The 24,959-nt window shown below is 40.9% G+C and carries 24 protein-coding genes and 1 pseudogene; 15 read left to right on the forward strand and 10 right to left on the reverse strand.

What is annotated here, in order from left to right:
- The first annotated feature begins 24 nt into the window (after positions 1-24).
- From H4W00_RS09495 to H4W00_RS09505, 3 genes are all read left to right on the forward strand, one after another.
- A complete protein-coding gene (locus tag H4W00_RS09495) occupies positions 25-798 on the forward strand; it encodes a hypothetical protein (protein ID WP_209957608.1) in 774 nt (257 codons plus the stop codon).
- Positions 799-882: 84 nt separating this feature from the next.
- A complete protein-coding gene (locus tag H4W00_RS09500; protein WP_209957611.1) occupies positions 883-1,578 on the forward strand; it encodes a putative nucleotide-diphospho-sugar transferase in 696 nt (231 codons plus the stop codon).
- Between the two features lie 110 nt (positions 1,579-1,688).
- Positions 1,689-2,798 carry a glycosyltransferase family 8 protein gene (locus tag H4W00_RS09505; protein WP_209957613.1) on the forward strand — a complete coding sequence of 370 codons (1,110 nt, stop codon included), beginning with the start codon at positions 1,689-1,691 and terminating at the stop codon, positions 2,796-2,798.
- Positions 2,799-2,839: 41 nt separating this feature from the next.
- Here H4W00_RS09505 and H4W00_RS09510 read toward each other — a convergent pair whose 3' ends face one another.
- Entirely contained in the window at positions 2,840-3,727 is an 888-nt protein-coding gene (locus tag H4W00_RS09510) for a glycosyltransferase (RefSeq protein WP_209957614.1), read from the reverse strand.
- Between the two features lie 298 nt (positions 3,728-4,025).
- On the opposite strand from H4W00_RS09510, the gene H4W00_RS09515 reads away from it, so the two are divergent.
- The 3 genes from H4W00_RS09515 (at position 4,026) to H4W00_RS09525 (ending at position 6,423) form a co-directional block, all read left to right on the forward strand.
- On the forward strand, positions 4,026-4,199 hold the full coding sequence (locus tag H4W00_RS09515; protein WP_209957616.1) for a hypothetical protein: 174 nt from the start codon (positions 4,026-4,028) through the stop codon (positions 4,197-4,199).
- Positions 4,200-4,203: 4 nt separating this feature from the next.
- Positions 4,204-5,667: a glycosyltransferase family 39 protein gene (locus H4W00_RS09520; RefSeq protein ID WP_209957619.1), complete on the forward strand. Its 1,464-nt coding sequence runs from the start codon at positions 4,204-4,206 to the stop codon at positions 5,665-5,667.
- A gap of 96 nt (positions 5,668-5,763) precedes the next feature.
- Positions 5,764-6,423, forward strand: a complete 660-nt coding sequence (locus H4W00_RS09525; RefSeq protein WP_334685005.1) for a glycosyltransferase family 2 protein — start codon at positions 5,764-5,766, stop codon at positions 6,421-6,423.
- Here the strand turns inward: H4W00_RS09525 and H4W00_RS12640 are convergent.
- The 6 genes and pseudogenes from H4W00_RS12640 to glnE all read right to left on the reverse strand — a co-directional run.
- Positions 6,356-6,532: pseudogene (locus H4W00_RS12640) on the reverse strand (IS3 family transposase); the annotation flags it as partial. The gene H4W00_RS09525 and the pseudogene H4W00_RS12640 overlap by 68 nt on opposite strands.
- A 186-nt stretch (positions 6,533-6,718) precedes the next feature.
- Positions 6,719-7,864, reverse strand: a complete 1,146-nt coding sequence (locus tag H4W00_RS09530; protein ID WP_209957622.1) for a hypothetical protein — start codon at positions 7,862-7,864, stop codon at positions 6,719-6,721.
- Between the two features lie 129 nt (positions 7,865-7,993).
- Entirely contained in the window at positions 7,994-8,947 is a 954-nt protein-coding gene (locus H4W00_RS09535; protein WP_209957624.1) for a N(5)-(carboxyethyl)ornithine synthase, read from the reverse strand.
- A gap of 236 nt (positions 8,948-9,183) precedes the next feature.
- Complete coding sequence (locus H4W00_RS09540) at positions 9,184-10,125, reverse strand: polysaccharide pyruvyl transferase family protein (protein WP_334685006.1); 942 nt, start codon at positions 10,123-10,125, stop codon at positions 9,184-9,186.
- A 223-nt stretch (positions 10,126-10,348) separates the two neighbouring features.
- Complete coding sequence (locus tag H4W00_RS09545; RefSeq protein ID WP_209957629.1) at positions 10,349-11,278, reverse strand: branched-chain amino acid transaminase; 930 nt, start codon at positions 11,276-11,278, stop codon at positions 10,349-10,351.
- Between the two features lie 211 nt (positions 11,279-11,489).
- Positions 11,490-14,345 carry a bifunctional [glutamate--ammonia ligase]-adenylyl-L-tyrosine phosphorylase/[glutamate--ammonia-ligase] adenylyltransferase gene (gene glnE / locus H4W00_RS09550; protein WP_209957631.1) on the reverse strand — a complete coding sequence of 952 codons (2,856 nt, stop codon included), beginning with the start codon at positions 14,343-14,345 and terminating at the stop codon, positions 11,490-11,492.
- A gap of 415 nt (positions 14,346-14,760) precedes the next feature.
- Here glnE and tusD point away from each other — a divergent pair, with 415 nt between their 5' ends.
- The 4 genes from tusD to H4W00_RS09570 are packed head-to-tail and all read left to right on the forward strand — an operon-like array spanning position 14,761 to position 16,357.
- Positions 14,761-15,258, forward strand: coding sequence for a sulfurtransferase complex subunit TusD (tusD, locus tag H4W00_RS09555; protein ID WP_442966467.1), 498 nt, complete (start codon positions 14,761-14,763; stop codon positions 15,256-15,258).
- A 23-nt stretch (positions 15,259-15,281) separates the two neighbouring features.
- Positions 15,282-15,605: a hypothetical protein gene (locus H4W00_RS09560; protein WP_209957635.1), complete on the forward strand. Its 324-nt coding sequence runs from the start codon at positions 15,282-15,284 to the stop codon at positions 15,603-15,605.
- A 60-nt stretch (positions 15,606-15,665) separates the two neighbouring features.
- Entirely contained in the window at positions 15,666-15,995 is a 330-nt protein-coding gene (locus H4W00_RS09565; RefSeq protein ID WP_209957637.1) for a hypothetical protein, read from the forward strand.
- Positions 15,992-16,357 (forward strand): TusE/DsrC/DsvC family sulfur relay protein, encoded by a 366-nt coding sequence (locus tag H4W00_RS09570; RefSeq protein ID WP_209957639.1) that lies wholly within the window; start codon positions 15,992-15,994, stop codon positions 16,355-16,357. The genes H4W00_RS09565 and H4W00_RS09570 overlap by 4 nt, the downstream gene beginning before the upstream one ends.
- Positions 16,358-16,412: 55 nt before the next feature.
- Here the strand turns inward: H4W00_RS09570 and H4W00_RS09575 are convergent, their stop codons facing one another.
- Positions 16,413-17,048 carry a tRNA (cytidine(34)-2'-O)-methyltransferase gene (locus H4W00_RS09575; RefSeq protein ID WP_209957641.1) on the reverse strand — a complete coding sequence of 212 codons (636 nt, stop codon included), beginning with the start codon at positions 17,046-17,048 and terminating at the stop codon, positions 16,413-16,415.
- A gap of 390 nt (positions 17,049-17,438) precedes the next feature.
- Here H4W00_RS09575 and H4W00_RS09580 point away from each other — a divergent pair, with 390 nt between their 5' ends.
- The gene (locus H4W00_RS09580; RefSeq protein ID WP_209957643.1) at positions 17,439-17,579 is read left to right on the forward strand and encodes an entericidin A/B family lipoprotein; all 141 of its coding nucleotides are present in this window, start codon (positions 17,439-17,441) and stop codon (positions 17,577-17,579) included.
- Between the two features lie 181 nt (positions 17,580-17,760).
- Here H4W00_RS09580 and hemW read toward each other — a convergent pair whose 3' ends face one another.
- Positions 17,761-19,098 (reverse strand): radical SAM family heme chaperone HemW, encoded by a 1,338-nt coding sequence (gene hemW / locus H4W00_RS09585; RefSeq protein WP_209959142.1) that lies wholly within the window; start codon positions 19,096-19,098, stop codon positions 17,761-17,763.
- Positions 19,099-19,605: 507 nt separating this feature from the next.
- Here hemW and H4W00_RS09590 point away from each other — a divergent pair.
- From H4W00_RS09590 to accC, 4 genes are all read left to right on the forward strand, one after another.
- Positions 19,606-20,079 (forward strand): EVE domain-containing protein, encoded by a 474-nt coding sequence (locus tag H4W00_RS09590; RefSeq protein WP_209957645.1) that lies wholly within the window; start codon positions 19,606-19,608, stop codon positions 20,077-20,079.
- A 543-nt stretch (positions 20,080-20,622) separates the two neighbouring features.
- The gene (locus H4W00_RS09595) at positions 20,623-21,990 is read left to right on the forward strand and encodes an MATE family efflux transporter (protein WP_209957647.1); all 1,368 of its coding nucleotides are present in this window, start codon (positions 20,623-20,625) and stop codon (positions 21,988-21,990) included.
- Between the two features lie 363 nt (positions 21,991-22,353).
- Positions 22,354-22,782: an acetyl-CoA carboxylase biotin carboxyl carrier protein gene (gene accB / locus H4W00_RS09600; protein WP_209957649.1), complete on the forward strand. Its 429-nt coding sequence runs from the start codon at positions 22,354-22,356 to the stop codon at positions 22,780-22,782.
- An 80-nt stretch (positions 22,783-22,862) separates the two neighbouring features.
- Entirely contained in the window at positions 22,863-24,224 is a 1,362-nt protein-coding gene (accC, locus tag H4W00_RS09605; RefSeq protein WP_209957651.1) for an acetyl-CoA carboxylase biotin carboxylase subunit, read from the forward strand.
- 111 nt (positions 24,225-24,335) lie between these two features.
- On the opposite strand, the gene H4W00_RS09610 is transcribed toward accC, so the two are convergent.
- Positions 24,336-24,941 (reverse strand): hypothetical protein, encoded by a 606-nt coding sequence (locus tag H4W00_RS09610; protein ID WP_209957654.1) that lies wholly within the window; start codon positions 24,939-24,941, stop codon positions 24,336-24,338.
- Between the last annotated feature and the right edge of the window lie 18 nt (positions 24,942-24,959).

Below are 24,959 nucleotides of genomic sequence, written 5' to 3' on the forward strand. Positions count from 1 at the left end.
TTTCATTAGTAGGATCTTTAATGTATGACGACATCTTCAAATTGGTACAGGAAACTTACTTTACTTTTTAAAAGTGAAAAAACACTTAACGCCAACACAATTATCAGAGCATTTACTAATAAAAATATGGATGAAATGAAGGTGATAATTATTACAGAAACAATGTGTGAACCTATTAATTCATCTAATAATACTCGAATTAAAGATCTTACACGCCATTTGGATAACCTAAAACATCAATTTATTGGTCAATCAGAACTGTGTTTTTACCACGCAACACTAATTGTATTACTACGCCGAGATTATAAGCCTAAAGAAACGTTTGCTGAATTTGAGATGATATGGACAATAGAAAGCGATTATCTATTGAACAATTTATCGCTTCGCTGGATTATCTCCGCTTGTGACACCTTCATTGATCATACAGAAGACACGACTAGAGCTGCTATTCTGATGAATGTTACCACTCTAATTAACACCTTAAAAGTATATGAAACCAAGCAGTTTTTACAGTTAAATAATACTATTGAACAGGAAACGTTATTAGAGGATAAAATTAATGCGCTTTATCGCACCCATCTGCCACTATATGACAGTCTTACTTATTTTCGTATTGGGACCGATGATACTCTAAAAAACATGCGCCTCCGCTATCAACAGTTTTATGACCTCGATAAACTAGCAACGACTATGTTATTATTTGTTTTTGACAGGCTACAAAATAATGATAGTGCCTTTTCTACTTTGCGAGCCCTGCATAAGGATAACAAGTCTAAATGGTGGGTTGATAGCTATTAGCTCTTTATTTTCTTTGCTAATTTAATTAGTTATTTAGGACTATCACTTTAATTTTATTCTTCACCAATTTTTATAGAGTTATCAATGACTACAACTTCTAACCCTTTATCTTTCACCAACACAAACGCTAAAGACAGTTTCATAGTATGTTGTTTTTATACTGAAAGCTACCGTGCTCATGCCTTAGCTTTAAAACAGTCACTTGACGAGTTTGATTTGAATTATTATTTTAAAGAAGTTGAAGACGCAGGTTACTGGGAAGCAAACACCCGTATTAAACCGCATTTCATCTTAGAATGCTTACAGCAATTTCCTGATAAGAATGTTTTATATTTAGATGCAGATGCTCTAGTAAAAAAGTCATTAGATTATTTTAACCATATCACTGCTGACGTTGCTTTTTATAAGACCAAGGGTATGCCAGGTATGTCTCATGACTATTTAGCAAGTACAATGTTTTTTAATAATACAAAAAATACTATCAATCTTGTTCAACAGTGGATCGCTGAGCAAACAGATGGTAAGCGTACACAAGTCGATCAAGATAGTCTTGATTCTGCTATGAACAAACTAGAAGCTACTATATCAGTTGAGTCCCTAAATCCAGGGTATATAAAAATATTCGATAAGGATTATGATGGTGACGTTTATATCGAGCAATATCAGGCTAGTAGAGGTCAAACCAAACTTAAGAGACAAAAAATAAGACGGCGTAATAGATTTCTCATATTTTCAGTCCTATTAGTAATATTGCTGCTCATCATAGCTATTTTTAATTAGCTATTTTAACATTAACTGATTTGAGTAAGATTCATCTCTTACTCAAATTAATAACATAGACAATCAATGTACTTAATGATTCAATTTTATCTTATTTAAGAGAGTGCAGTATGAGCTTTACGTCTACTAATATTTCTGCAGTAATCTCTAAGCAAACAGGTAAAGCTCAGAATAGTAATACCTTAGCTTTTTGTGTTGATGAAAACTATCTGCCCTATGCTTTATTCGTTGCTGAACAATTTATTTACTTACACCCCGAATTACCCTGCGATATCTGTATATGCTTAACTGATATCGACAAAGTTCCTAAAAACTTTAGAAATACTCAGATTCGTTTTATTGAGCTGTCTATTAGCGGTATAGACTCTTTACCAGTCGGGCAACTGAGCCTTGCAGCGTATCATCGTCTATTTTTACCTCAGATTTTTGAAAACACTTATAAATATATTATTTATTTGGATGCTGACACCTATATCAACAAACCTTTTTATGACGATCTCTTAAAATATATATCTCGTATGAAAAAAGACTTTTGTGTGGCAGCTTCTGCCGATATTATGGAGTTAAAGTTTCGATCTTCTTTTGACAAAAAACCAAGGATTGTGGACTTGTATGTGAAAACATACCATCAATTTGAACATATTTATCGTAATTCAGGCGTCTTAGTATTTAATACTAAAAACTATGTCATACAAGATGTACTGAATCAGGTGTTTGATTATGCTGTCGACAATGCAGATAGATTGCAGTGTCATGACCAGTCTGCACTTAACGGGGCGCTATTAAACAATATAGAACTGCTACCTTTTGGTTTTAACTGGCAGATAAATAAACTTACTTACGAATTCACAGATACTGTAAATCCTTATATTATTCATTTTATTAGCAATAACAAACCTTGGCGTACAGATAATAAATATACAAAGCATTACCAAAGTTTCTATATAGACTTTTTATCAGAGAACTTCCCTGACATTACTCCAGATATACTATCGATGCTTGAGCAAAGACGTAGAAATCCAAAATATGATAATCCTATCAGAGAGTTTATCTCAAGAGAAGGAGAACGTATGAAGGGAAATTTGATAGATTATTTTACGCAAGCATCAAAATCTAAGGAATCAAGAGATAAGTATAGTATTAAGGAAATATTAATAGAGACACCTTTTCTAATGTCTATTGATAACAGCTCAACTGTTGTGAGAAAAAACAATTCATAAAGAGATCAGCTATTTCTATTAATACTAAATTAACTAACGGTTTAGCTATTTAATAACCTCGAAAAAAACGATTTAAAGCTACTTGGACGGGTTATTTTATTGCCTTTATAGCGCCGATTCGTCTTTTTGGGGAATTTACCAAAACTGTTCACACGATAGTTATCAAGCTGGTAACCAGAAGCAAGCGCTTCGTTATAATAGCTATCAAATAACTCAATCAGTTCTTGCCGTGGATGCGCCATTATTTTACCGTCAAACCAATGCTCAGACTCTTCCTCATGTAATCTTGCTATGGAATATTTATGGCTGAACTGAGTGCCCATATCTGAATAATGTAATATCTTTATATCTTCTATTGCCAGCTCCTCACCGTCTATACAGTTATAGCTGTCCTGATAGGGCTCAACTAACTGTGGGTTCTCTTGGAGTAAGTCCATCATTTTTTGATGGCTGTCAGGATATTGTCTTAGCTGCTCAACAGGTAAAATTGTACTTTTAGCATTGTCACAATCCCAAATACAAGTACAAGTACAAGTACAAGTACAAGTACACAGTCTGGTCATGTCAGCATTGGTTTTGGCAGCGACAATAGACTGCCCATCAATAGGATGGTGCCATAATTCCGCTAAGTCGCCTAGGATAACAACATCTGAGTCCATATAAATCGCTTTTCCACTATAGTCACAATATTCTGGAATGGCCCAACGAAACCCTGAAAAAGGAGTGGCCCATTTGGTTGTGTTCCAGCCCTCCCCTTTTTCAGGATTCGAATACCAATAGCTTTTGGGGTCACGTGATAGCTGCATCCATACAATTTCAACAGGTAAACTGGTGTTTTTATGAATACTATAATCTAGGACCATCATCTGCTCTAGATCACAGTTATTAGGATCACATCCAACAAAAACTTTGATAATGTCATTGTTCATAACGTACTCTCTTAAGTTTATGTCTGTATTTAAAAATAAAAAGTTAGAAAATAAAATATAGTTAAACACTATTATATTTAAATGTCATAGTTTGACTTATTATGCCGTCAATCAATAATAGATCACTAGGTTGAACATTTTGTTTATAAACAGTCGTTCTACTATGACTGACTAACAATAGACTCTATAATGCAGATAGATTCCCGCAACAAACCTTGCTGCCCTGCCAAACTCATGTATTTAAAAAATCTGAACTACTTGAACCACAAAGTCAGTTAATTATAAGAAGAGTGTAGTCATGACCAACCCATTCGCTAACAAGCCATCTTCTCACACTTCGCTCCACCCTGATGATGTTGATAATCATCGTAGCTTTGATAATACTATTGAGAAGAAAGCGCTTAAACAGTGGCGATGGTTTGGTCTATTTTTGCTGATTTATTTGGTCTATAGTTCCAGCATTTATTGCTAGCAGTGTGCCATTTGATGTTAGCGAAGGTATTAATTGGGGTAGCGAATGGCAATGGGGTTATTATAAACATCCCCCATTCTCATCTTGGGTGCTATATAGTTTTTATAAGCTGTTTGGACATATTGGACCTTACCTGCTCAGTCAATTATACATACTACTGACTTTATTTTTAGTCTACCAATTGGGTAAAAAATTATGGTCACCATCGATTGCCCTGTTAGGTAGTGTCCTAACTCTAGCCATCATCTATTATACCTACCCTAGTCTCGAGTTTAATCATAATATCGCACAATTTCCTATTTGGGCAGGATTGTACTTAGTATTCTATCAAGCATTAACCCACAATCGACTGAAAGACTGGTTATTACTTGGGGTACTGGGCGGTTTAGGAATGCTGACTAAGTACAGCGTGATATTTTTACTACTACCAATGGCGCTATACTTAGTATTACCGAAACAATGGCCACTATTAAAACAACCACAGCCATGGATAGCTGCTTTTGTGATGCTGGCTGTATTTGCCCCGCATTTATACTGGTTAGTGATGCATGATTGGTTACCTCTCGGCTATGCCAATGGACGTTCTCATGACACCGGTGAAGCTGCCAGTAATATCAAGCGCCACTTCAGTTGGCTAAGCTTCATTGGCGCGCAGATTGTCGCTCATATTCCATTAATTATAATACTCATCCTTAATCGTAAGCGTTTAGTCAGTATATCTACCTATAAGCATAACCTGCCAGTCGGTGCGCCACTATTATGGTATCTGTGGGTGACGCCTATAATAGTACTGGTGGTGCTGAGCTTAGTATTCGGTATTGGACTGCGTGATTTATGGGGCATGCCGATGTGGGGACTGTCAGGACTATTGGCAGCATCATTTGTTGCGCCCGCAGCCCATGCTTTCACTGCTGTTAGACTTCGCAAATCATTGGTTATTTGGCTAACGCTCGCCACAGCGTTAATGCTCGTATACGTCAGTTTTGGTGATAAAATACGTCATAAGCCATCACGGATGCAGTGGCCTGAGCAAGCTTTAGCTGTGCAAGCACATAATACATGGCAGAACATGAGCAGTTGTCCATTGAATAGCGTATCAGGCGATCGCTGGCTGGGTGCTTTGGTGGCTATGAATAATGGCTTTCCATCGCAAATGATCTCAGGGCCTGCCAGCCACTCACCGTGGATGAATGCTAAACGCGTGCAACAATACGGCACCTTAGCAATGTGGCAAGATGGTGATGACCAAGATATCATGTTACCTTTGCTGGACGAGATTATCACGACTGATACTGATGCCGTTGGCAATGTAAATAACAGTGTTGGTTCTGACAAAAGCAACCTATCGCCATTGGTAAAACACCAAGGCCAATGGCAGATTGCTTGGCGTGACACCAAAGCCAATAAACCCTTAGCGATAAACTGGATCGCTTATGTACCCAGCCATTGTCTTAAGTTACCCCAATAGATAACGGCTAACTATTGGCTATTTAATAACTATTCATACCAACCAATACCGATGAGTGTTTTCATGTCACAAAGCCATCCTTACCTGTCTATTATCATGCCAGCATATAATGATGCCGAAGCGTTACAGGTATTTTTGCCAGAAGTATTTAAGTTTACTGGTGCATTAACTGTCCCTAAAGGCATTGCGAATATTGAAGAGCTTGGCAATAAAGCAACACCTGCAAACTGTGAAATCATTATCGTTGATGATGGCAGCCGTGATCATCTAATCGACGTCGTTACTACTTTAATGGCAATACGCCCGCCCAATACCACCCTATATTTGGTGCGCCTATCACGTAACTTTGGTAAGGAGCCGGCTCTTAGTGCAGGTCTTGCGAAGGCAGAGGGCGATTTAGTGGCGATGATTGATGCTGACGGACAGCACCCTTTATCAGTATTGGCTCAAATGCTCAATATGATTGAGCAATCTGGTATCGATATGGTCGCTGGTATTCAAGCCAATCGACCCCATGAGAGTAAACTGGCTAAAACCTTAAAAAGCAGCTTTTATCACTTTATACAAGACCGCCAACGCTATGAAATTCGTCCAAACGCTGGCGACTTTCGGGTAATGAACCGCAAGGTTGTTCAGGCGCTGCGTTCATTGCCAGAACGCCAGCGCTTTATGAAGGGTTTGTATGCTTGGGTATGCTTTGCTCGACATGCTTCTTATGCCATGATCGAAGGGTTTCAGGGCCGTAACCAATCTTAGGGGCGATGGCTTGAGTCGCTGACCATGTGGAGGGATAGTCGCTTGCTGCTTCAATCAGCATGCGAACGGCGCGTTCTTTAATCTCGGGGGTGTAGTTTAGTGTTTTCATTGTCGTATTCCCTCAGATTGTTGGGTCTCCGACAATCCCGGGGCGGTTCAAAGTGAGGCTGGTGAAATTGTCAGACTTTTATTAGGGCCTGCTAAATAAGTCAAGTTTTCTTTCGCTTTTAGATTTTTAAAACTATAGCAAAGCCTTTTAAAGGCTTTGCTATAGTTTTTTAATAAGCATACTAAGTTAAGTACCAAATGGGAATAAGAATCCAAGCTTGGATTTAGTTTTACGATTGAGAAGCTTTTTCACTTCAGGTAGCCATTCTACACCATTACCTGTCTTTATTATTTCTTTACTAATCTTTACCCACTCCACACGTACACCTTGGGACGGTATTATTGCTCTCAAGTGTCCTTTGCAAAGAGGAGTGTTAAAGCAACTAGGGTTCACACTACCTGCGGCTAGAAAATTCATACGTGTTCTTACACATTTTTCACAACTACCGCAGTTACGATCTGACTGATCGCCCTCCCAACATACACGAAGGTTTTGTATACCTAGCGACCACTCTGCAATGACTTTGAGTTTATCCGTACGATTAAAACCAGATCCATCGTGGATAATCCTAAAACTACCAGAACTCAATAATGGATCAGTCATTGGATGCGACCCCCAAGGAGGCAATCGTTCATAAGTATCACTACTACCAATTAGTCCTATCCCAGCATAACTATTCAATCCGCAAAGAACAGAAACAAGAGCAGCACCACAATGATGCTCCCAGTTAATAGGAAAAATGTTTCGAATATTTGTTTTTACTATTAATAAAGCTAAATCCAAATCATCAAGTGATTCAGCTGCCTTTTTAGCTGCTCCAAAAAACCCTTCTATATCATCTAGCGGTATATCAAAACCATGTACAAAGACACCCGCTCGAAGTGACTGCGTTCTGTATCCTGCTTTTCCTTTAGCGTGGCGATAAGAAGTAAACTGTGCATCTGCACCACCAGAAAATGCTGATACAGCTCCATTTACTGGTATTTCATTCTCTCTTATATGCTCAACTTTTATTTCAACTAAAGAATACAGTTCTGGATACCATTTTTCCCAAACGTATTGAAACTCAGTTAAATTAGATAGTAATTCTCGAGAAACGCTGCCATATACTCTAATATCAGTTCCCATTATCATAGCGGAATGTAATACAGCAATTAAATAAGCGTCACAATTATCATCTTCAGGCATTGGCAAGTCTGTAGGATAAATAAACCACAACTCTTTTTCAGTAGACTCTCCAGTAGCAGCGTTTTCTTTTATTAGGCAAGCACGACGCTGTCCTTCGCTATTTACATCAAGAGACTGTGGATATAGTTCAACATAACTTCTCAAAAAGTATTCCTTATTTATAATATAAACTATAACTTTAATATTATACTAGCTAGAATGTTATAGATATACGCTTATCTCAAAAATAATAGTATTATATTTTGTATAAAACATAATACTTTTTAAATATAACTATCTTCCCTGAAAGTCATTAATACGTTGGTCAATTATACTGCCATTTTTGATAATTAGTGCTGATTCTAATACTGGGTTTGCAGTACCTTCAATTAAATCATCTAAATAACTTATTAAGTTCTCACTTAAGCTGTCAGAAACTGTTTTATGAAATAATGTTGGAGTATGATCAACCACATAATGTACTATATTATCAATGATATATGTTGGATTATTCAATGTTGTAGGAACAGATGTTTCAAAACCACCATTTCTATCACATGAAATATCAATAATTAACGCACCTTTTTTCATGCGCTTTAAATCTTCTTTATAAATAATATGATCCTTACGATTAGTATTCCATAAAACACCATTTACAAGTACATCATAACTCCCTACATCTTTGCGGAAGAATGCTTCAGTACGGCGATCATATACAGTTACTTCAGCACCCATCATAGTTAATACTTTTAAGGCACCACGTGCAATATTACCACGGCCTATCAAAGCTACTTTTGTGTTGTAAGGAAATAAACCGTGTAAGGTATATGCATGAACTATTGCTGCTTCGCCCGCAATCTCATTATTTCGCCAGAAAACATGTCTTCCTTGGTCAAACATATCCTCCCAAGCATAAGCTGTTATATGATTTTCAATTAGCTTATTCGTAATACCTATATTTTGTATAGCATGTATCCAACCAAATATTATTTGGCCATTTAACTGATTTAAATAATCAGCATCACCAACTTTAGGATCGCAGATAATATCTTTTTTTAATACTTGTTCGCGTGTTGCAATATGAATTCCCCATTGAACGTAATCTTCATCACTATAACCAAGCACTTCTCCATAACCTTTTTCAATATAAATACAACTTGGATTCTTTAAGTTTATTAGATAACTAGGCGTCAAGGCACGTCTATTTTCATTTAATTTATCACTAATAGGAAAGCCGATTTTTTTCACGTAATAACATCCTTTTCAGAAACAATGTTCATCAACACTCTTTTATCAAATACTCTAGTAGGGCATCAGAAAGCATACTAAGAATTAAAGAAGGGTAAAAGCAAGATATAAATCTGGAGTTATGAAGACACAAATAGAGATCGACTATAGTGAGTTCAGTATAAAAACGATACAGCGGGACTGGGATGCAACGTATCTGTTTTATTTGGGATTGACTATATTCCAACTATTACACCTTACCCATTCCAAATAGACGCTATTTCTAAGTCTTTTGTCCATAGCTCGTAATACGCTATGTTTTTACCATAACTATTATCGACGACAGAGGAAGGGACATCAACTAAGCAAGATAAAATATGACCGTGCAAGCGTGAAGTGACTACTCCATCATAACTTGAGAACTTTTTTGACATTCTATGAACTAAGGCTTCTGAGTGACTACTCCAAATTTTAAAAATTACTTTATCTAATAAATTGAGCCTCAGCTTCTTATTAAGTCGAGTTAATTTATAAACACGACGTAAAACTCTATGGTCATTCTTAGTAAGCCAGTCACTCCAATCAAAATAGTCGTCCTCTTTAATTTTTTTTTGTAGTTGTAGTTGTGTAGGGTTTACCTCTATGTCATTTCTTAGAAAATATAAAATAGGTTTTTCTTTAACAGATTTAGGTAAAGTATCATAGAGTTCATGTGCCATATCTGGCATCAAGTAAGTATGATCAGAAAACTCTTTAAAAACATCATATGTTGGTTTATCTCGAGCAAACATGATGACATTATTATGACTCCTAAAAATATTTTTCGATTTTTCTTTATTTTTACTCTCACTGAAGAAAGCCGTTTGTGGCAAAATGATAACTCTATTATTTGGGAAAGCCTTTATTATATTCTCTCGTAATATTTGATGAATATCATAAATATCACCAAAATTACCTCCGCCTTGGCATATAATTGTTGTACTTTTAGTTACAGAGCTCTTCACACAAGAAACGTTAGTATTATGAACTGATAAATGCGACTTTATATTTATGTTATTGTTTTTAAAAAACTGAACAGTACCCGATAATATTAGTAAATCACCAATATTATGATACAAAGGAAAGTCTATAAAAATCACATCATTTTTATCTTCTATAAACTCTAATATTTTGTTGAGTTTATTTTTTAATAAGCGCATGGCTGTCAAAATAATATCTCCATTGTAAGTTATTCAGTTTTACAGTCAGTCTACTTCGGAATATTATAAATATTAAAATATCATTACAACACTATCAACATTAGTTTTAAAAAGACAGTAAAGTAATAGCACTTTCTAAGTTAGATTGTTAATTCAATGAAAGCCAAGATCCATTCAAAAACTTGGCTTTTTTAATAGTGCATTAACACTGGACAAATAATACTTAATCAATAAAATCTAACCAACCCATATACTGCTCATTGCGGCCGTGAACCACATCAAAATATAGAGTTTGTAATTTTTCAGTCATCTCACCGCGACCACCATTACCAATTTTACGATCGTCATATTCACGAATAGGTGTGACTTCAGCAGCCGTACCGGTCATAAATATTTCGTCAGCCAGATAAAACTCATCGCGAGTGATGCGACGTTCAGTGACTTTAATACCTAAATCAGCAGCAAACTGAATAATCGTGCGACGAGTAATACCATCTAGTGCCCCGCCCGCTAAATCTGGGGTATGTAGCTCGCCATTCTTAACTAAGAATAAGTTTTCACCTGAGCCTTGGCAGACATAACCTTGTGAGTCCATCATGATTGCTTCGTCATAGCCGTTACGAGTGACTTCTCGATTGGCCATAATAGACACTGGATAATTACTCGAGGCTTTGGCTTTGCACATGGTCACATTAGGTAGATGATGCGTGTACGATGAAGTCTTTACACGGATACCATTTTGGATACCTTCTTCACCAAGATAAGCACCCCAATGCCAGGCCGCAACCATCGCATTGACACTATTATCATGAGCCGCTAAGCCTAGCTTTTCTGCGCCGAGCCATATCAGCGGACGAATATAGGCTTCTTCTAGATTGTTCTGCTTGACCACATCTTTATGTGCTTGCTCAAGAGTAGCCGCATCAAAAGGCACTTCCAATTGAAAAATAAAGGCCGAACCCAGCAAACGCTCGACATGATCAGTTAAGCGAAAAACGGCAGTACGCTTGTCCGCCGTTTGGTAAGCGCGAACGCCTTCAAATACCGCAATGCCGTAATGTAGGCTGTGGGTCAATACATGAACCTTGGCATCTGGCTGATCTATCATCGTGCCATTCATCCAAAGCTTGCCATCTTGTGTTGCCATGTTCATTTTATATTCCTTTTGCTAGCGCTGTCGTCTAACTTTTTTGAGTAAGTGTTGATTAAAGTTATCTCTACCAATGATGCTGATTCTAAACGACTATCTATTTTCAGACTTTATAGTGTGCAAATGATTATATCACTGGCAGACTAAGCGAATGAAATATTTTAGTTGGGGGTTAAGTGGCTTTTATTTATATCAACTTGCTGGTTGATATGACCTACTGTTCCTCTGTTGGTTCTACACCCATAAGATGCTGCCATTGAGCTTGCACCAAAGCTCTAGTGTCTGTCCATAACGACTCATCAACTAATAACGATTGCTCAGATAAAGCCAATTGATGGGTCGCTGCCCGAATTCTTAAATAAGCATCAGTCAAGTCCTGACATACTTGCGTGTTCCAGATACCCAGCAATGCCACTTCTTCAAAGATACGAACGTTATCACTCCATTTAGTGAGCGTTGGATAGTCATGGGAATAAGCCAGTACCGCAAACTGAGCCAGAAACTCAATGTCAATAATACCACCAGCATCTTGTTTTAAATGAAACTTGCCAGCTTGTTGTTGCCACTGACTGGTGCCCAGATGTTTTTGCATCTTAATACGCATGCTCGTCACTTCTATACGCACCTGTTCTAGAGTACGTGGCAATGCCAGCACCGTTCGACGAATATCACAAAAGCGCATAGTCACACGCTTGTCACCGCAGATCGCCCGTGCTCGTACTAGTGCTTGATGTTCCCATGACCAGGCCTTACGCAGCTGATAAGTCTCAAACGCGTGACAGGAGACTACCATCATGCCGGCATTCCCAGAGGGACGCAAGCGCATGTCAACTTCATAAGCGCGACCATCACGGGTTTGGGTATTTAAAAAGGTCATCAACTTTTGAGCGAGGCGCGCCGCAAACTTCATGCCACTTACCGAATGCTCGCCCGTGGTCATGCCCTGCTCTTTTATCTTGTGTAAGAACACCAGATCTAAATCGGAAGAATACGAGAGTTCAAGCCCGCCAAGCTTGCCATAACCAATGATAGCAAAGCCACAATCCGCTTCAGTAACCGGATCACCATCTTGAGCGATGGGGTAACCATAGCGCTTAACTATTTCTGCAAAGGCACGCTCAAGCGCCGCCTCTAACACCACTGCTGCGATGTGTGTTAGAGAATCTGACACCTTCATAATAGGCCGCTCAGCGAGCACATCACTAGCGGCCACTGCCAATACTTGATTCTTTTTGAATAAGCGCAGTACACTGAGCAGTTTTTCTTCGTCACTGGGCTCTACCCGTAATAACTGTTGACGTAAAATATCACGCAGCTCAGGCTTATCAGGCAAGTGACGATAGCGCTGCTGTAAAAAAGTATCGAGCAATACCGGATAACGAGCCAGCTCTTTGGCAATCCAAGGACTGGCTGACAGCATCGGAATCAATTCGACCGTCGCGTTAGGGTTTTCTGCGATCATAACTAAATAAATGGAACGGCGACAAATAGCCTCAAGCAGGGCAATCAAGCGCGGCAGTGCGGTATTGGCTAATTGCTGGTGTTCTTGATGCGACAGCAGCGCATGTACGATCAGGGGGTAGGCTTCATCTAAACGAGTTCTGGCCTCATCACTAAGGTTAGCCACCATCTTTGACTGCCAAAAAACCGCTAATTGCGCACGATTCTCTTCGGTTAATACGGTATCGAGCTGAGCGATTTTTTTATCAAGATCAACCGGCTCAAGGGCAGTGTCTTCTTGTGCCGGAGTTTGACGTTCAGTCACCATCCGCTCAAACGGTACGTTGACAGTGTCCCGGTGGTGGTTGAGTGTCGTCAGTAATGCCGTCCAATCTTCAAAACCAAGAGTAATGGCGAGGTTATGCTGCCACTGAGCATCATGCGGCAAACGCTGGGTCTGTTGATCATTAATCGCTTGAATGCCATGCTCAAGCCGACGTAAGAATCGATAGGCCGCCTGTAATTGCTCATAAGTTAACTGCTCTAGGTAGCCCAATTTGCATAAGGCTTGCAAAGCTTGCAAGCAAGACTTGACCTGTAACTGTGGGTGCCTACCGCCATGAATCAACTGAAAAGCTTGTACAATAAATTCAATATCGCGGATGCCACCTGCCCCAAGCTTGATATTGTCCAAATCCTCACGCTGCGCCACTTGATTTTGAATTAACGATTTCATCTCACGCAGCGCCGAAAATGCACTATAGTCAACATAGTATCGAAAGACGAACGGCTTGATAAGGGCTTGTAGTTGGTCATAAAACGGCGGTGGAATTTGACCAACCACGCGCGCCTTTAACCAAGCAAAACGCTCCCAGGGACGACCATGATGGGTAAAGTATTTTTTTAGTGCTGATAGATGAATAGCGAGGTCACTACCGTCACCCCATGGGCGCAAGCGCATGTCTACCCGAAATACAAAGCCATCAGCGGTATTATTATCAAGCAGCTTGATAATGCCTTGACCCAATCTAGTCATAAAACGCTTATTATCTATACTGCGTGTACCCTGAGCCTTGTCACCATCAGTCTCACCTCGGCCCTGATGTACAAATATCAGATCAATATCACTAGACAGGTTCAGCTCATGAGCCCCTAGCTTACCCATCGCCATAATCGCCATATCATCAATTTGGCTGTTACCTTTGGCGTTAATAAACATGGGATGCCCATACTGCCTAGCTAGGTGCTGATAGGTATACTCCTTAGCAAATAAAATACAGCCATCAGCGAATTCAGACAGCTCATCAGTCAGTTGCTCAAGCGTAATTAATGCCAAGGCATCTTGCCAAATCCAACGCATCATTAGCAGCATACGCAGATGCCGTAGACCACTCATTACCTTGGACTCATCAGCCAGCTGGTAATTCTCATCTAAGGTATAATCTTGAATAAGATCATCAATTTGCTGGCGAGTTAAGGTATATTCTAATGGATAGCTGCGTAAAAATGTCTGGCACGAAACCGTTCGACTTTCCCAAATCTGATACGCAAACTCACTGGCAGTTTCCAGTACTTGTAGCTGGATGGGTGTAGGCTGGTAACCGGTACTATTGGGTGTGGCAGATAGCATAACGACAACAACTCCTGGCAGCATAGAAGGATAAGGCTACGTAAACTTAGCGGAAATTTTATCGTTTTTTCTTACGATATGACCATAGTAATCCTTGACTATAATGAGTACAGAATTACTTTTAACAGCGTTATCATCCTCTGATTTAGTCGGCTTTATGGTAGCATGAATAATGCAAACATAGACGGCGTGCCTTTCTTTTTGTAGCAATCTTCTGTCTAGGTGGCTATCAAGACCACCTCAAGCAAGACCACCTCAAGGCTCGAGACCCATGAACACTTTAGTCAAAAAGGTGCCTCTATAGAAGGATTTTTGGTCTTTGACTTCAAACACCAGTTTGACGATGCCAAAAAACAGCTTGGGGAGTGGTATAATACTAGCGACCTGCAATACTTGCGATACGATACCTATGACTATGCTTGCAACCGCTGCCCCTACTACACTGCTATTAATTACCGCTGACCCCAGTCATCCGCTTGCTCATTTAGCACTACGCTATGCTCGAGCATTGCTTCAACTCACAGTAACGGCTACTGCTGCTAGTAACGAGGGTGATGATGGTACTGGCCAGCTTAATAGCTCTGATGTACCTCATAGCCCTGCTACCAGTGATAATATAAAGCAGCCGCTAAACATCTTCTTTTATGCCGATGCCGCGTATACTGCCAATCGCTTACGCTGGCAATCTGCTGACCAGCTAAACTTAACACAGCAGTGGCAACGTCTGTCTGAGCAGTATCAGCTGCCGCTACCAAGCTGTGTCAGTACTGCGCTCACCCGCGGTATTAGCGATACTGACAATAGCGCTCGTCACCGGTTAGATGGCGAAAATCTAGCGACAGGGTTTCATTTAGTAGGATTAAGTGAGCTGGCAATGATGATGCAGGGTGACTGCCGCCTGATACAGTTCTAATAACGCCTTATTGGGAATAAACCATGAAATTACTCATTCAGCTGCGCACACCGACCGAAGTGGCCAGTTATGAAGGCTGCGCGCTCGCTTTGACATTGGCGACCTTTGGTCATGAGGTGCAGCTGTATTTGGACGCGTCAGTGTTTGGCTTATTACTGCAGCCCAAATCCCGTTTACAGGGTATGATTCAGTCTCTCGAATTATATGACATGCCAGCCGCTTGGCTACCTAATGACGTGTTTAGCGGTTGGCTCACGGGTATGTTGCCAGCTGACTTGGCGACGCAATTGACATTGATACCTGCAATCATTAACTCACAAGACTTTGATCAGATTCTAAGCTTCTAGCTTCTAGCTTCTAGCTTCTGATCATTGTATATATCATAGCCACACCAATTGGACACCCTTATGGCCACCTTATACCAATTACACAGCGCCATGGATACCCTGAGGCGCAGCACTAAAGAAATAGCGCTGACCTGGCGCGCTGGCGACAGTATTCTATTACTGGGTACGACGGTCGCTTTTATTGACTGGTTAGAGGCTTATTTGGATGAGAGTGAAATACGAGGTGTTGGCGGTATTTATGCGCTTGTCGATGATGTGGCACAGCTAGCAGCCAGTACGACCGCTGAGCTAAACCTCAATGCCAAATTGACCCGAATTTTGACTGATGAAGAGTGGGTTAAAATGACCCAAGACCCCCAGTTTGATAAAGTGGTAACCATTGCCTTATGACTATTTCTACCAAGCCTACTATTGCTAATAACGCGTCTATCAGCAGTGGCGACATTACGTTGGATCAAGACGGCCACTTATGTGATCATTCCATTTGGACACCTATACTTGCCCAACAGCTTGCAGATACGTTGGATGTCAATTTGAGTGTTGAACATCTGCAGATCTTGCAGCAAGTACGCGCATTTTTTGATAAATTCAATCACGCGCCTGCTACTCGTCCACTGATCAAATGGCTACAACAGACCCTACCTGAGCACGAGATTAGTAATCAAAAGCTACAACAATTATTCAATACCGGCTTGGTCGCCCGCCATGTTAATCGTCTTGCTGGACTGCCCAAACCGCCTAACTGTTTATAATGCTTAGCAGGTTATAACGCCTAGCGAGTCATAACGCTTGGCGCACCAGCCGGTATCATTTCGGATCATAGACCGTGAGAGTCTCGTAGCCTACACTGCGACCTTCATCGCCACCAAAGCCTTGCTGACGCCATACTTCATACAAACAAATCGCCACGCTATTGGATAAGTTCAAGCTGCGCGAGTCAGGTAGCATGGGCAGTCTCAACCAATGAGCGGCGCCAATATCATCACGTATCACCTCCAACAAACCTGCGGTCTCAGAGCCAAATACCAGTGCGACATTGGGCGCTGTATTTAATGCGCCATTAGCGTCAGTATTTGATGATTGCTCCGGACTGTCTTCCAAGCTATCTTTTAAACTGTCTTTTAAACTGTCTTTTGAATTGGCATTTGGCTGAGCAGTAAAATCATAATCATAAAACGGCTTGCTAAGCTTGGTGGTCAATGCCGTGATGATCTGGCAGTCTGCCGCTATTAATGCCTGTTTCGCCACCATCCAGTCATCATGCACTTTTAAATGTGCATATTCATGGTAATCAAGGCCTGCACGGCGTAACTTCTTATCATCCAGTTCAAACCCTAAAGGTCTCACTAAATGTAGCTGCGCACCGCTATTAGCACACAAACGAATAATATTGCCGGTGTTGCTGGGCATTTTTGGGGCTACCAGCACAATGTGTATGGTCATAACAATTCCGTAAGTTGTTCAATCAATAACTGAGTAAGGGTCTGGTCTGTCTTTATAACTATGTTCTGCTTATAACTCATTAGTATAAGAGTATAAGTAACCCTAATTAAATGACAGCTATGTAAGGCAGTTTGTAGTTGAGCGTAATGAGAAGTTACAGTTTAGTTTCAATAATTACATTTTGATACTGTGCATAGTTTTTAACTTTTATTATGATAGCTATGTTGGATTGCAGTGCAATGCTAAGGATCAGGAAGACATTTTTTATCATGTCTGACATGACTTAATAACAGTGTCACTTTATTCTAAAATTAGTTTATGGCGTTTTAGCCAAAAGCTCAACGTTATTTACTTTATTGTTATAAATTCACCCATCTTGAGGAAAGTATTATGAAAAAATTAATTATCGCATCTTTAGCTGCTATGTTTGTACTGACTGGTTGCAACACTTTTAAAGGTTTAGGCCAAGACGTATCAAGTGCTGGTAGCGCTGTAACGGGTAGTGCTCAAGAAGTACAAAACAAAATCTAGGTTTTAATACTCAGATTTAATGTTTAAAAGGCTTACCTTATTGGTAAGCCTTTTTTTTATGCTGTTTTTGATGCTCATTTATAGAAGGGGATAGCCAGTTAGAAATAAAATAGATACATTTGTGTCAGGGTGCTACTGGTATCTTAGGATACAAAGTTATGGTCGTTCATAACGAACTAGGCTACAAAAACTCTCGCAATATCTGATTGAGATAACGCTGACCTAGTGCGGTAGGTTGTAGCTTATCCTTACTGTCTATTAATAAGCCTTGGCTTACTAGCTTGTCTACTTGGCTAGCAATATCACTATAGCTTAAATTGGTTCGAGCTTCGAATAAGGCCCAGGTTACGCCGTCATGCAGACGCAAGGCATTTAGCATAAACTCGCTGACCAACTCATCACTGGCAATCACCTGCCAACCAATCATTTTTGGTGCCTTTTGGCCCACTTCACTTTGCTGTTTTGAATCTTGACCAGCCCTATTATCTGGATCAATTGCCTCATCTTTGTGGGCCACATAATCCTTAGGCAATCGTGATTTACTGAAACGGTAAATACCGGCTTGTTTTAAGTAGGGGTTATTTTTAAAGCTAATAGCTGTTAAATCCGTATCTAGTGAACCTGTATTGAGCAAACTATTATCTTTTGAACTATTATCTTTTGAACTATCATCTTTTGAATCAGCAGGCTCATTAATACTGACTTTGCCATGCGCACCTGCACCAATCGCTAGATAATCGCCAAACTGCCAGTAATTCACATTATGACGACAAGGGGCATCTAACCTGCCAGCCCATGCTGACACTTCATAATTGTTATAACCCAAACTCTGCAATAACGCCTGCCCTGCTTCCTCAATATCAGCCAAGCTGTCCTCGTCTGGCAAGATGGGCTGGCTACGATAAAACACCGTATTAGGCTCAATAGTCAGCTGATACCATGAGATATGGGTCGCACCGGTATCGTGTGCCATTTGAATATCATGTAGCGCTTCAACCAGCGTTTGTTGTGGCAATCCGTGCATTAAATCTACATTTACTCGCGCAAACCCAGCTTCGCGCGCCGCTTTAATCGCAGACACTGCTTGCTCAGGGTCATGAATACGCCCAAGCGTTTGTAATTTATCAGCGGCGAAGCTTTGTACCCCAATAGACAAGCGATTGATACCCACTTCTAAATACTCAGGAAATGGCGCATGCTCTAAAGTACCTGGATTGGCCTCCATCGTGACTTCAATGTCATCAGCAAAATTAAAACACGCCCGTAATCCGGAAAATAAGCGCTGATACTGGGCTATAGGTAACAATGATGGCGTACCACCACCAATAAATATAGAACTAATCTCTCGCCCTTGGGTTAATGGCCGCTGCATACGCGCGTCTAGTAATAGCGCATCCACGTATTCATCATACATGGACGTCGAGACATCCGTACCCAATTCATGCGAGTTAAAATCGCAGTAAGGGCACTTTTTCACACACCACGGAATGTGAATGTATAGCGCAAGCGGAATACTCATCGCATCGATATTAGAGCGGTTAATGGCCCCATTAGAGCCGTTAATGACCTCACGGCTATTAGAATCACGGGTATTCACAGAATTATCAGACTCAGGTATTGGCATAGCGTAAACTTATCGGTAAAAGAATGCGGCAAACCGCAAAATTATTGCTAGGATAACGGCTACCTGCTATAAAGAAAAGCACTGATATCACTAACATCATCAAAGACTATATTTCTTGAACCTATTGTTACTAATAACAAAACCAGTAACAAACGCTGATGTTAACTACCCAGCCATAAAGGCCAAATAACTCACGGTCAGTCGCTCAGTAACTATTTTTATGAGTAACTATTTTTATGAGTAATTATCTTTATGAATGATTATCTTTATGAATGATTATCTTTATGAATGATTATCTTTATGAATGATTATCTCAATGAATAGCTGTCTTTATTAAGAACTGAACAATTTTACATAATAATCGCTGACCAGCACCTCACAACAAATAATAGGAAAACAAAAATGGCATATTGGCTGATGAAGTCTAACCCTCGTTTTTTTGGAATAAAAGACTTACAACGCATGCAGACGGAAATGTGGGATGGGGTGCGTAACTACCGTGCCCGTAACTTTATGCGCGATGACATGCAAGTGGGCGATCAGGTATTCTTTTATCATTCCAGTGCCAAACCATCTGGGGTCGCAGGCATTATGACCATTAGCAAGGCCGGTTATGCCGACCCCACTCAGTTTCACCCTGAGCATCGACATTTTGACCCTATAGCGACTGAAGAACAACCACGCTGGTATATGGTGGACGTCACCTTTGAGCAGGCATTTAGCGATATACTACCACTATCAGAACTCAAGTTTTTGCCGGCGCTTGAGGATTCATTATTGCTTAGAAAAGGCTGTCAGCAATTAACGGTTATTCCACTGGAGCCCAAGCACTGGCGAACCATCATGGATATGGCAGAGACGCTGGAGTTATTATAGTTAAGAAGCCAATTTAACAAAGAGACCGTGCGACTGGTCTAGGTTTTTTGCAGCCTCTGTTTGCGTAGGTACAGTAAGCAAGAAAAACTTATGCCAGCAGTACGTTATATATCGATATTGCTTTTCATTGACTTTAGATGATGCAGTAGAGGATTTAGAGTGTGATGGAGACAGCCTCTAAATGAATATGACAGATATTAGAGTGTATTGAACATTCGGCCGTTGACATCATAGCAAGGCTTGTTTACCATCTTGTCCACTATTAACTCGTCCATTCATTCCTTGAATTGACGGGTTATTTTTGTTTTAGTATCTGTACTCTAAAACCTTAGATATTCCGCTGTTTCAATAACTGACTGCTTCCCATCAAAAGATATGGGCCTAATTAAAAGCATGTTTGGGTTAATTGAGTCTTATTGGAGTATGATTGCCGGCACTGTTCCTATCTTACTATTTCTATCTTACTGTCTCGCTATTGATTCGTTGATGGCCGTATTTGTCCATCAGCAATAACCACCGTGAATAATTGACAAGTTGCTAACTATGGTTTTTCCCTTATCCTTTAAAGATTTTAAAAGCTACAGCCTACGACTGGGTGTGCTAGCGCTGCCTATCTTAGTCACGCAGTTTTGCCAGGCCGCACTTGGGGTCGTTGATGCCATTATGGCCGGCCAAGTCTCAGCGCTTGATTTAGCGGCTGTGGCCGTTGGTTCTGGTATTTGGCTACCGCTATTTTTATTAGCGACAGGAATTTTGATTGCCACCACCCCTCTTATTGGAGAGGCAATAGGTCAAAATAAACACGACCAGGTGCCACACATCACTCAGCAGTCGCTATGGACCGCAGCAGTCATTGGTATTATTGGCTTTGTTATTGTCAACCTAGCGCCCAACATACTTGGTGTGATGGGTGTTCCTGAGAATATTCAGCCTATAGCGACTCAATATTTGTATGGCGTATCTTTTGGCTTCCCAGCTTTGGCAGTATATGCCGTACTACGCAGTTACTGCGAGGCACTTGGTCGTCCTGAGCCTGTGACTATTATCAGTATCATTGGATTGTTAGCCGATATCCCGCTTAATTATATTTTTATCCATGGTCTGTACGGTATGCCTGAAATGGGCGGTGCAGGTTGCGGAGTAGCAACCGCTATAGTGCTATGGATAAACGTGTTGCTGTTGGCCGCTTATACCGCCTTTACTAAGCGTCAGCAATTTGCCAGTACTCGCTTCTTCTACGGCTTCACCAGGCCCAATCGCGCACAAATCACCAAGCTACTCAAGCTGGGAATACCGATTGGTATTTCTATCTTCTTTGAGGCCAGCCTATTTAGCTTAGGAGCATTGGTGATCAGTCCGTTAGGAGAATTGGCAACCGCCTCGCATCAAGTGGCGCTGGCAGTGACCTCGCAGCTGTTTATGATACCAATCTCAGTAGCCATGGCGCTGACCATTATGGTCTCCAACCGTTTTGGCGAAAAGAACCTTCTTGCCGTGCGCCAGGTGCAAGCAACGGGGCTTATTTGGACCGTACTTATTGCTATCGTTTGTATGCTAGGAATCTGGATGTTCAGGCCGCAACTGGCAGCCGCTTTTACTGATAACTTAGAAGTACGCGCCCAAGCCATGCATCTATTAATCTTTGCGCTCGCTTATCAGTTATTTGATGGCTGGCAGGTCAATATCGCTGGTATCCTACGCGGTATGCAGGACACTACTATACCGATGTGGGTGACGCTATTTTGTTATTGGATAGTCGCCTTGCCGCTTGGTATTTATCTAGTACGCTTTACGGACACGGGCGCACAAGGGTTTTGGATGGCGCTAATCACCGGGCTATTTTTGTCTTCTATCTTACTGACTCTGCGTCTGCGTTACCAACTAAGACGCTTAAGAGTAATGTGGGCTTAGCTTAATTAATCATATGCTAGTATCAGTGGTTACCCATAAATGTGCTGCTGATGCTCGTGATATGAATACTTTCCTTGAGGTTTTTTAACGCCATTTTCTTATTATCAAGGCCTCTGGTAGTTTCTGATAACCTTTACTGGCACTAGTTAGCCGCATAGACTATGATAAATGACCGCGCATTTCTTACTAATAGGTATACTGGCGTCAAAATATGTAAAATTTTCCAGTTAACAACTGTACATCGATTGCTCATTGCCTTGAATATAGGTATGATTAGTAACCCATTAAACAATATTTTGTTACACTATTTATTTCTTAAATTTTGTTCTTTCTTAAAATTTGGCACAAGGTCTCATTAAAATTATGGATATTGAAAAGATACGCACCCTAATCGCCCTCATGGAAGAAAACGAACTGGTCAATCTAGAAATCAGTTCAGACGATGAGCATATTAGTCTTACTCGTCATTACGATGCCCCTGCTCCCACGATGATGGCTGCCCCTACTGCTGTTGGTGCGCCGATCGCTGTAGCAGCTAAATCAATCGTAAAGCCTGGTAGCGTTGAGACCTCACCAATGGTTGGTGTGTTTTATTCCGCTCCTAGCCCTAATGATCCCCCATTTGTCAAAGTCGGACAAAAAATACAGGCTGGTGATACTGTAGGTATTATCGAAGCGATGAAAATCATGAACCCACTTGAAGCCACCCAAAGTGGTATCGTTGACGAAATCTTAGTGGAAAACTCTGATGTCGTACAGTTTGGTCAGCCCGTCATACGCTATAAAGCCTAACGGTATCTGCCACACTTTACTTTGTTGTGATTGATTATAAATATTTAATCAATCAACGCCGCTTTGACAAGGATGACCCCATGATAAAAAAACTGCTCATCGCCAATCGAGGTGAGATTGCCTTACGTATCGTACGCGCCTGCAAAGCGCTTGGCATCGAGACCGTTGGCGTCTATTCGACCGCTGATGAAAATCTGATGCACCTGCGCTTCGTTGACGAAGCCGTCTGTATTGGCAAGCCTAATGCCAACCAAAGCTATTTAAATATTAGTACCATCTTAACCGCGGCTGAAATTACTGGTGCTGATGCTATTCACCCTGGTTATGGCTTTTTAGCTGAAAATGCGGAGTTCGCTGAGCGGGTCGAAGAAGCAGGATTAACTTTCGTCGGTCCGAACGCTGATCATATTCGTTTGATGGGTAATAAAGTTTCCGCTATTAATGCCATGAAAAAAGCGGGTGTGCCCACCGTACCGGGTTCTGTTGGTGCGGTAAACCTACATAACGCCGAAGAACAAGCGCGCAACATCGGCTTTCCGCTGATAATTAAAGCCGCATCGGGCGGCGGCGGACGCGGTATGCGTGTGGTCGAGCGTTTTGATGAAGTTATCGGACAAGTCCAAGCGGCAAAACAAGAAGCCGAGCTGTGGTTTGGTGACGACACCGTCTACATGGAACGCTATTTACAGAACCCACGTCACGTCGAAGTTCAAGTGCTGGGCGATGGTAACGGTAACGCCATTCATTTATATGATCGTGACTGCTCACTACAACGCCGCCATCAAAAGGTATTAGAAGAAGCGCCAGCACCTGACATCCCTGATGATGTGCGTCAGCCAATTTTGGATGCTTGTGTCAAAGCTTGCGAGCTGGTCAAATATCGCGGTGCCGGTACCTTTGAATTTTTGTTTGAAAATAACGAATTTTTCTTTATTGAAATGAATACTCGGGTTCAGGTTGAACATCCAGTCACCGAAATGATTACTGGTATTGACGTGGTGGTTGAGCAATTAAAAATTGCTGCGGGCTACGGTCTGTCCTATCGCCAAAGCGAGATTGAAGTTCAAGGTCACGCTATCGAATGTCGTATCAATGCAGAAGATGCCACTACCTTTATGCCGTCTCCTGGTACCGTGACCCAACTGTTTGCACCAAGTGGTGCCGGGGTTCGCTTTGACTCGCACCTTTACCCTGGTTATGAGATTCCCAGTTATTATGATTCATTAATTGGCAAGCTTATCTGTCATGGACAGACACGCCAACAAGCGATTGCTAAGACCATACATGCACTGGATGAGCTAATCATTGAAGGTATAAAAACCAACATCCCATTGCATCGTGATGTGATTTTAGCCGATGAGAATTTTGTTAATGAAGCACAAAATATTCATTACCTTGAAAAAGAGTTGCTGACGGCTAATAAAGAAAAAGCGGCATCATGATCTGTATCATTGTTATGATGCTCGGTGATTATCGACATCTATATCAAAAAAACCGCTATCAGCAACGATAGCGGTTTTTTAATGAGATTGGATAAGACAACCTTTGGTAGACTAAGGCAAGACTCTTTTGAAGTTCATATAGCACTCTTTACCATCAGGATCCGCACACCATTGCATTTTATTACCATCATGATTTAAAAAGGCAAGTAGGGCTTCATCAGTTTGATCAACCTGATTACCCGAACAGTCCTTTTCGTTATTGTCATAAATAGTTTTGATGGCGATAATTGGCAGCCCTTCTTCACGGTGCGTGACTAGATAACGGCCATAGGTCCATTCTTTGCCACTGACTGCCCACATTTCATTGTCTGCACCGAAGTTATATACTTCACGGCACTGGGTCGACTTCGACGCTGACCCACTTGTGGTATTAGGCGCAATACTAATAATTCGCCTTTCATCTTGATCTAATAATCCATCTGTTTGGCCTGTTGTCACCTTAGGCTCGTCAGTAGCGATTACGGCATCAGCAGACTGGGCTATACGCTTGTTAATAGCAGTATTATTAATGTTACTGCCTAAGTCTATCTCCCATTGTCCAGCGATGGCGGGGCTAATGTGTGTCGTAATCGTCGACTTCTGAACTGCTTCGCCATTTACTGGCAGCGACGCTAAAATAGAGGCTAATGTAAATGAGGCAAATGAGACGGGTTCCATGGTCAACCTTTTTTCACT

Origin of the sequence: Psychrobacter sp. PL19, from assembly GCF_017875835.1 — a bacterium.
GTDB lineage: Bacteria > Pseudomonadota > Gammaproteobacteria > Pseudomonadales > Moraxellaceae > Psychrobacter.

Bases quoted from the DNA above. Each gene is read 5' to 3' on its own strand.
- H4W00_RS09495 (WP_209957608.1), top strand. From the start codon at position 25: ATGACGACATCTTCAAATTGGTACAGGAAACTTACTTTACTTTTTAAA.
- H4W00_RS09500 (WP_209957611.1), top strand. From the start codon at position 883: ATGACTACAACTTCTAACCCTTTATCTTTCACCAACACAAACGCTAAA.
- H4W00_RS09505 (WP_209957613.1), top strand. From the start codon at position 1,689: ATGAGCTTTACGTCTACTAATATTTCTGCAGTAATCTCTAAGCAAACA.
- H4W00_RS09510 (WP_209957614.1), bottom strand. From the start codon at position 3,727: ATGAACAATGACATTATCAAAGTTTTTGTTGGATGTGATCCTAATAAC.
- H4W00_RS09515 (WP_209957616.1), top strand. From the start codon at position 4,026: ATGACCAACCCATTCGCTAACAAGCCATCTTCTCACACTTCGCTCCAC.
- H4W00_RS09525 (WP_334685005.1), top strand. From the start codon at position 5,764: ATGCCAGCATATAATGATGCCGAAGCGTTACAGGTATTTTTGCCAGAA.
- H4W00_RS09540 (WP_334685006.1), bottom strand. From the start codon at position 10,125: ATGCGCTTATTAAAAAATAAACTCAACAAAATATTAGAGTTTATAGAA.
- H4W00_RS09545 (WP_209957629.1), bottom strand. From the start codon at position 11,278: ATGAACATGGCAACACAAGATGGCAAGCTTTGGATGAATGGCACGATG.
- glnE (WP_209957631.1), bottom strand. From the start codon at position 14,345: ATGCTATCTGCCACACCCAATAGTACCGGTTACCAGCCTACACCCATC.
- tusD (WP_442966467.1), top strand. From the start codon at position 14,761: ATGCTTGCAACCGCTGCCCCTACTACACTGCTATTAATTACCGCTGAC.
- H4W00_RS09560 (WP_209957635.1), top strand. From the start codon at position 15,282: ATGAAATTACTCATTCAGCTGCGCACACCGACCGAAGTGGCCAGTTAT.
- H4W00_RS09565 (WP_209957637.1), top strand. From the start codon at position 15,666: ATGGCCACCTTATACCAATTACACAGCGCCATGGATACCCTGAGGCGC.
- H4W00_RS09570 (WP_209957639.1), top strand. From the start codon at position 15,992: ATGACTATTTCTACCAAGCCTACTATTGCTAATAACGCGTCTATCAGC.
- H4W00_RS09575 (WP_209957641.1), bottom strand. From the start codon at position 17,048: ATGACCATACACATTGTGCTGGTAGCCCCAAAAATGCCCAGCAACACC.
- H4W00_RS09580 (WP_209957643.1), top strand. From the start codon at position 17,439: ATGAAAAAATTAATTATCGCATCTTTAGCTGCTATGTTTGTACTGACT.
- hemW (WP_209959142.1), bottom strand. From the start codon at position 19,098: ATGAGTATTCCGCTTGCGCTATACATTCACATTCCGTGGTGTGTGAAA.
- H4W00_RS09590 (WP_209957645.1), top strand. From the start codon at position 19,606: ATGGCATATTGGCTGATGAAGTCTAACCCTCGTTTTTTTGGAATAAAA.
- H4W00_RS09595 (WP_209957647.1), top strand. From the start codon at position 20,623: ATGGTTTTTCCCTTATCCTTTAAAGATTTTAAAAGCTACAGCCTACGA.
- accB (WP_209957649.1), top strand. From the start codon at position 22,354: ATGGATATTGAAAAGATACGCACCCTAATCGCCCTCATGGAAGAAAAC.
- accC (WP_209957651.1), top strand. From the start codon at position 22,863: ATGATAAAAAAACTGCTCATCGCCAATCGAGGTGAGATTGCCTTACGT.
- H4W00_RS09610 (WP_209957654.1), bottom strand. From the start codon at position 24,941: ATGGAACCCGTCTCATTTGCCTCATTTACATTAGCCTCTATTTTAGCG.